4 protein-coding genes and 1 pseudogene are annotated in these 6,836 nt (G+C 66.7%); 1 reads left to right on the forward strand and 4 read right to left on the reverse strand.

The window, feature by feature from the left end; all coding sequences use genetic code 11:
• Both AAFP05_RS04045 and AAFP05_RS04050 read right to left on the reverse strand, forming a co-directional pair.
• On the reverse strand, positions 1-2,306 hold a 2,306-nt coding region (locus AAFP05_RS04045; RefSeq protein WP_341728577.1), incomplete at its 3' end, for a ribonuclease E/G.
• Between the two features lie 266 nt (positions 2,307-2,572).
• Entirely contained in the window at positions 2,573-3,313 is a 741-nt protein-coding gene (locus AAFP05_RS04050) for a TIGR03936 family radical SAM-associated protein (RefSeq protein ID WP_341728578.1), read from the reverse strand.
• 117 nt (positions 3,314-3,430) lie between these two features.
• On the opposite strand from AAFP05_RS04050, the gene AAFP05_RS04055 reads away from it, so the two are divergent.
• A complete protein-coding gene (locus tag AAFP05_RS04055; protein ID WP_341728579.1) occupies positions 3,431-4,630 on the forward strand; it encodes an MFS transporter in 1,200 nt (399 codons plus the stop codon).
• Positions 4,631-4,648: 18 nt separating this feature from the next.
• Here the strand turns inward: AAFP05_RS04055 and AAFP05_RS04060 are convergent, their stop codons facing one another.
• Both AAFP05_RS04060 and AAFP05_RS04065 read right to left on the reverse strand, forming a co-directional pair.
• Positions 4,649-6,601 carry a TIGR03960 family B12-binding radical SAM protein gene (locus AAFP05_RS04060; protein WP_341728580.1) on the reverse strand — a complete coding sequence of 651 codons (1,953 nt, stop codon included), beginning with the start codon at positions 6,599-6,601 and terminating at the stop codon, positions 4,649-4,651.
• A gap of 30 nt (positions 6,602-6,631) precedes the next feature.
• Positions 6,632-6,836, reverse strand: a pseudogene (locus AAFP05_RS04065) (hypothetical protein); the annotation flags it as partial.

Below are 6,836 nucleotides of genomic sequence, written 5' to 3' on the forward strand. Positions count from 1 at the left end.
GTGAATTTGCCGGTGTTGACGTCGATGACCGTCATCGCCTCGGTGCGGTCGATGACCAGCGAGCCGCCACTCGGCAGGAAGACCTTGCGTTCCAGGGCTTTGCTGATCTGCTCGTCGATGCGGAACTTCGCGAAGGGGTCGCCCTGCGAGCCGCCCCACTGAACCAACCGCTCCGCCAGATGCGGCGCAACGTGGTCGAGGTAGTCCTTGATCGGCTGAAAGATGTCGTCATCCCCGCCGTTGCCGGCCACGAACACATGCTGGAAGTCCTCGGTGAAGGTATCGCGGATGATCCGCAGCGTCAGGTCGGGCTCCGCATAGAGCTGATGTGGCGCGGCGTGCTGCTTCGTCCGCTTTTGAATCGCCTCCCACTGAGTCTGCAATCGCTCGACATCGGCGGTCAGCTCAGCCTCGGTGGCACCCTCGGCCGCCGTCCGGACGATCACCGATGACTCCTCGGAGACCACCGAATCCAGGATCTTTTTCAGGCGATGACGTTCGGAGTCCGGCAGCTTGCGGCTGATGCCCGACAGATGTCCACCCGGGGAGTAAACGACGTAGCGTCCCGGAATCGACACATGCCCGGTCAGTCGTGCGCCTTTGGCGCCGATCGGATCCTTGCTGACCTGCACCAGCACCGGCTGCCCCGACTTGAAAACCTGTTCGACCTTGCGCTGGTCTGAGCTCACACCGAACGCATCCCAATCGACCTCGCCCGCGTAGAGCACAGCATTGCGGCCGCGACCGATGTCGATGAAAACGGCCTCCATGCTGGGCAACACATTTTGTACCCGGCCCAGGTAGATGTTGCCGATCAGCGAGGTGGACGAGCTGCGGTCGACATAATGCTCTACGAGCACGTTGTCTTCGAGCACCGCAATCTGTGTGTAGTCCTCGCGCTGGCGGACGATCATGACCCGCTCCACCGACTCACGGCGGGCGAGGAACTCCGCCTCGGTCAGGATCGGTGCGCGATGGCGTCCGGCCGCGCGTCCCTCGCGTCGGCGTTGCTTCTTGGCCTCCAGTCGGGTCGAACCCTCGATCCCGGAGACCTCGTCGCTGGCGTGCTTCGGCTCGCGCACGCGCACCGCCACATCGCCATCCTCGGACGAATCCTCGCCACGGCGCCGGCGGCGGCGACGCCGGCGAGTGGACGATCCGGTGGTCTCCCCGGATTCGTCCTGCTCTGCGGGCCTGTCGTCATCCGGCTTCTCGGGGCTCTGCTCATCGGTTTCGGACGAGCCGGTCTCTGCCTCGGAGTCATCGTCGGAGCGCTCGTCGCTCTCATCACCGGCACCGGACGACTTGCGGCGACGACGTCCGCCACGGCGCCGGCGGCGGCGCTGGGACGAGGCACCCTGCTCGCCTGTTTCGTCGTCGGGCGTCTCGTCTTCGGCCTCGGCCGATTCGCTGGCGTCCTCGGCGGGCTCGCCTTGCTCGGCCGACTCGGTATCGCCGGGTGCGTCCTCTTCAATCGCCGGCTGTGCTGCGTCTTCGGTCTCTTCGGCGGTCTCGGCCGTGGCGGCTTCGTCCTGGGGTACGGAGGACTCCTCGACCGCCTGCTCGGTCGTCCTGCCGGCTTCGGCCTTCGCGGCGGGCTCGGGTAGCCCGGCAATGGCCGCGGCCAGGGACGCCAACCTCTGCTCCTTGTCGACCTCGCCATCGGCGGCCTTGGCGCGGCGGCGGTTGGTGGCGGCGGTTTCGGCTGCTGCCAACGCGGCACTGATCTCGTCCACCGAGCCTCCGGCGGGCTCGTCCGCGACCGGGACGGTCTTGCGGGAGGAGCGGCGGCGGGTGGTCTTGGGCTTCTCGGCGAGCGGCGCGAGCGGCGCCAGATCGGGGATCTCCCCCTGGGGCCGGTCGTCCGGATCGTCGACGTCCTCGATGATCGCGGCCGCGGCAGGCACGGTCTGCGTATCGGTCGTCGAAGTGCGGCGGGTGCGGGCGGGCTTATCGGGGTCCGTCGTCTTCCGGGTTGTCGTCTTCTTGGCCGCAGTCTTCTTCGGGGCCTTGGTAGCAGACTTCTCCGGCTCGTCCCGCTCCACCAATGGAGCATCGGCGACCGGCTCGCTGGGCACGGCCTGCACCGACTCCGGCACCGCGGCCGGGGCGACGGCGGGTGCCGCCGGAGCGGCGGCTTGAGGTGGACCTGCGGGGCGTGTCTTCGAACGGCGGCCGCTGGGCGGACGCGGCAGATCGTCGTTGACGGCGGCGGCCGGCTCCGGAACAACGGGCTGTTGCACCGCGTCCGAGATCGGGTTCACCGCGTCGGGGGATTCATTATTTGCTGAAATATCGTCGAGCATGGGCGCTCCTCTGCACCCGAGGGTGCGGCTCACTACCGCGGACGAACCACGGTCAAAACTGTCGGTGCACCCGGGGTTCTTTTCTCTCATCCCCGCGGTCGCCGCACCGCACAGGCTGGCGGGCGAACTCGCACTGGCACTCGCGCAATCGTCTCGATCAGCGGTGCAGTTGGCGTCGCGGTTGGATGATGATCATCCCGGAGCTCGTGCCGGCGGCACGATTACCTATCGGCCATTATGCCACAGTCCGCCAATCGGGCTGTGTCTCACGCCGTCCGCGCGCCGGGTGCTGGGCGGGGACCGCCCTGCTCCAGCGGATCGCTCACCCGGTCGCCGATCAGCGGGCCCTGAGCACGACGGGTGGCTCGGGGCGCGTCGATCTCCGAGAGCAGCTGGGGGGCAAGCAGACGCAAGGCGGCAACCACATCGTCGGGTCGCACCAACGGCTCGCTGTGCCGGATGATCAGCTCCAGGCCGCTCTGGCTCGTCCAGACCTTCACCAAGCCCGGACGAACATCGAAGCGCCTCTCCCCTTTCTTGGTCATCCGGCTGACGTCGATCCGGTCGGCGTTCCGCAAGGAATCCGCCAACTGCACAAAGATCTGCTGGTCGACACCTGGCAACTCGATCGTCCACCAGGAGGCCTGCAGCAGTTCAGGCAGCCGCCGGCCATCCGCCTCGACGATCTTGACGATGTCGAAACCGGCTGGCAGCGCCCGGTTCAACGCGTCGCATACCTTCTGCGGATCACAGCGCTCACTCAGCCCCAGCTCGACGTACTCGGCCTCGCTGGAGGTGCCGGTCGGCGCGGCACCCGCATAGGAGATCCGCGGGTGCGGCGAGAAGCCCGACGAATATGCCATCGGCACCCCGGCGCGCCGCAGTGCGCGCTCGAGTGCTCGTCCGAAGTCGCGGTGACTTGCGAATCGGGCGGTGCCCCGTTTGACGTGCTGAAGCCGGAGCTTCTGTACGGGCGGTGGCTGCTGAGGTGGTTGTGAACGGGCCATGGCACGAGATGATATATCTCGCGTATGCTCGCTGCTGGTTCACTCCTCTGAGGACATGGGCACACAACCGTGTGTGGGTCCGGTCATAGACACTCGCAGACTTGCTGGAAAGGCGCCATGCGCATCTCGAAGACATCACTGTTCCTCGCATTGATGGTGACGGTGGCTGCGTTCAATCTGCGCACCATCGCGGTGGCGATCGGGCCGGTGCTGCCGTCCATCCAAGAAGAGCTGGGCATGTCGCAGACCGTTGCCGGGCTGCTCACCTCGCTGCCGACGTTGTGCTTCGCGCTCTTCGGTTTCCTGGCCGGGCGGATCAGCGAAGTGCTCGGCCTGCACCGGGCAATTCTGGTGGCGATGGTGTTGAACGTCGTCGGACAGATCGCGCGCAACCTCAGCCACTCGACGCTCGGCTTCATCCTCGCCAGTTGCGTGGCGCTGGCCGGTATCGGGGTCATCAACGTGCTGCTGCCACCGCTGGTCAAGAGGCACTTTCCCGAACGCAACGGACTGGTCACTTCGCTGTACACGACCTCGCAGTCGATCGGCCTGACGGTGGCCAGCCTGTACACCGCGCCGCTGGCGATCGCATTCGGCAGCTGGCGGGGAGCCTACTGGGTCTGGGTTGGCACAGCGGCGATAGCGCTGCCGCTGATCGTCTGGTCGGTGCTGCAGTTCCGCGACTGGTCGGGTGGTCCGCGGACTCGCATCTCACTCGCGGCCGTGGCCCGCACCAGGCTCGGCTGGATGATGGCGATCTTCTTCGGCATGCAGTCCGCGCAGGCCTACGGCCAGTTCGGCTGGCTGCCGACGATCTATCAGCATGCCGGCTTCAGCCCCGTCGAGTCGGGCAATTTCCTCGCGATCCTCGCCGGAGTCGGGATCCCGTTCGCATTCGTGATCCCCAACCTGACCACCCGCATGAAGAACCCGGTCGGACTGCTGATCGGGATGACGCTGTGCGGCTTCGTCGGATACGCAGGACTGCTGTGGAATCCGCAGCTGCTGCCCTGGCTGTGGCCGATCTTCCTCGCCGTCGCGGGCGGGTTCTTCCCGATGATCCTGGTGCTGTTCAGCGTCCATACTCGCACGCCGGCCGGCACCGCTGCCCTGTCGAGCTTCTCGCAGGCCGTCGGCTATGTGCTGGCCTGCATCGGGCCGTTCCTGATGGGTGCCCTCAAGGACGCCACCGGCTCGTTCATATGGCCAATCTGGATCCAGCTGCTGCTGTTCATCCCGCTGACCGTCTGCGGCGTGGTGGCGACCCGCTCGGGCATGCTCGAGGACGAGCTGACCGGCGACACCCCGGCCCAGTGACGGCCCGCCGAGCGTCCCTCAGACCAGCGACGAATGCGCGACCCGTAGCGGCAGCAGAGTTCCGCCACTCGGACCGATCTCGATATCGACGCCCATCTCGGGGCACACGCCACAATCGTTGCAGTCGTCCCAACGGCAGTCATGCACCGCGCGTCCCCGGACCGCCTCCTGGTAGTCCTCCCACAGCCAGTTCCGGTCGAGCCCCAGATCGAGATGATCCCACGGCAGCACCTCTGTGACCGGTCGCTCGCGCGTGGTGAACCAGTCGATGCTCAGTCCTTGCGGTTCAAGCTGTTCGGCCGCGCAGCGGATCCAGCGCTCGTAGTCGAAGTGCTCGTTCCAGCCGTCGAAGATGCCGCCGTCACGCCAGACCGCTTCGATCACCTTGCCGACTCGCCGGTCGCCACGGGCCAATAGCCCCTCGATGCGGCCGGGATGGCCATCCGACCAGCGGATCGTGATGGCCCGCCCGCAGGCCCGGTCGTCGCGGACGCGCTGCTTGAGCTGGCGCATCCGGTCGTTGGCGATCTCCGCATCGGTCTGGGCGACCCACTGGAACGGGGTGTGCGGTTTGGGTACGAAGGCACCGATGCTGATGGTGCAGGCGATGTCGCGGCGCCCGGCGGCCTTGCGTCCGGTTTCGATGACCCGATGGGCCATGTCGGCGATCGCGAGCACGTCCTCGTCGGTCTCGGTGGGTAGACCGCACATGAAGTAGAGCTTGACCGAGCGCCAGCCGGACGAGAACGCCGCGGTCACCGTGGCGATCAGGTCGTCCTCGGAGACGTTCTTGTTGATGACCGCGCGCATCCGTTCGGTACCGCCCTCGGGGGCGAACGTCAGCCCGCTGCGGCGTCCGTTGCGGGCCAGCTTCTCGGCCAGGTCGATATTGAACGCGTCGACTCGGGTGCTCGGTAGCGACAGGGAGACATTCGTGCCGCCGTAGCGGTCGGCGAGCTGCTCGGTGATCTGGTCGATCTCGGTGTGATCGGCGCTCGACAAGCTGAGCAGGCCGACCTCCTCGAGCCCGGTCGCCTCCAAGCCGGACGCCACCATCGAGCCGATCACCGGCAAGGTGCGCTCGCGCACCGGGCGGGTGATCATGCCTGCCTGGCAGAACCGGCAGCCACGGGTACAGCCACGGAATATCTCCACCGAGTAGCGCTCATGCACGGTCTCGGCCAGCGGCACCAACGGCGCCTTCGGATAGGGCCACTCGTCCAGATCGGTGAGGATCCACCGCTGCACCTGATACGGCACGCCCGGCCGGTTCGGCGAGATCTTGGTGATTTGCCGGTCGGGGCCATAGCCGATGTCGTAGAACTGCGGCACGTAGAACATGCCGGTGGTCGCGAGCGAAAGCAGCAGGGCCTCGCGGCCGCCCTCTTCGCCTGATTGCTGCCATTCCCGGACGATCTCGCTCAGCTCCAGCACCGCGCGTTCGCCATCGCCGAGCACCACGACATCGACGAAGTCGGCGATGGGCTCCGGATTGCAGGCGCAATGCCCACCCGCCACGACCAGTGGATCGCCGTCGGCACGCTCAGTGCTACGCAGCGGGATACCGGCGAGGTCCAAAGCGTTCAACAGGTTGGTGAAGCCGAGTTCGGTCGACAGGCTGATGCCAAGGACGTCGAACGCGCGCACCGGACGATGCGTCTCGAGGCTTGCCAGCGGCACCTGTGCCTGACGCATCAGGGCTTCCATGTCGGGCCAGACCGAGAAGACCCGTTCCGCGCTGATCCAATCGGTCTCGTTGAGCACCTCGTAGAGGATCGCGTTGCCCTGGTTCGGCTGACCGACCTCGTAGGCATCCGGGTACATCAGCACCCAATGCACGTCGGCGCTTTCCCACGGCTTGGAAACGGCGTTCAGTTCCCCGCCCACGTACTGGATGGGCTTGGTCACATGGGCGAGCAGCGGTTCGAGCTGATCGTAGATGGACGCTGGATCGGTTGGGTGCGTAGTCATATCGCGACCAATGCTAACCCTGCTAACCGGCTACGGGCGGTTCTCGGATTCCCAGGGTTTCGGATTCCGTAGCGGCTCGCCTGGGGCCGGGGCCGGCCGGCCAGGGTCGGACGACGGCGAGGGCGCCGGGTAGTTGGGCTGCGGGTAGTTGGGCTGCAGGTAGCCGGGTTGAGCGACCGACGGGTAGCCGGGTTGAGCGACCGGCGGGTAGCCGGGCGCCGGGAAGTACGGCTGC

This window comes from Brooklawnia sp. (genome assembly GCF_032229645.1).
Classification (GTDB): domain Bacteria; phylum Actinomycetota; class Actinomycetes; order Propionibacteriales; family Propionibacteriaceae; genus Brooklawnia.

Excerpts from the sequence above, each read along its gene's own strand:
- AAFP05_RS04050 (WP_341728578.1), bottom strand. The coding sequence starts at position 3,313 with ATGGCCCGTTCACAACCACCTCAGCAGCCACCGCCCGTACAGAAGCTC.
- AAFP05_RS04055 (WP_341728579.1), top strand. The coding sequence starts at position 3,431 with ATGCGCATCTCGAAGACATCACTGTTCCTCGCATTGATGGTGACGGTG.
- AAFP05_RS04060 (WP_341728580.1), bottom strand. The coding sequence starts at position 6,601 with ATGACTACGCACCCAACCGATCCAGCGTCCATCTACGATCAGCTCGAA.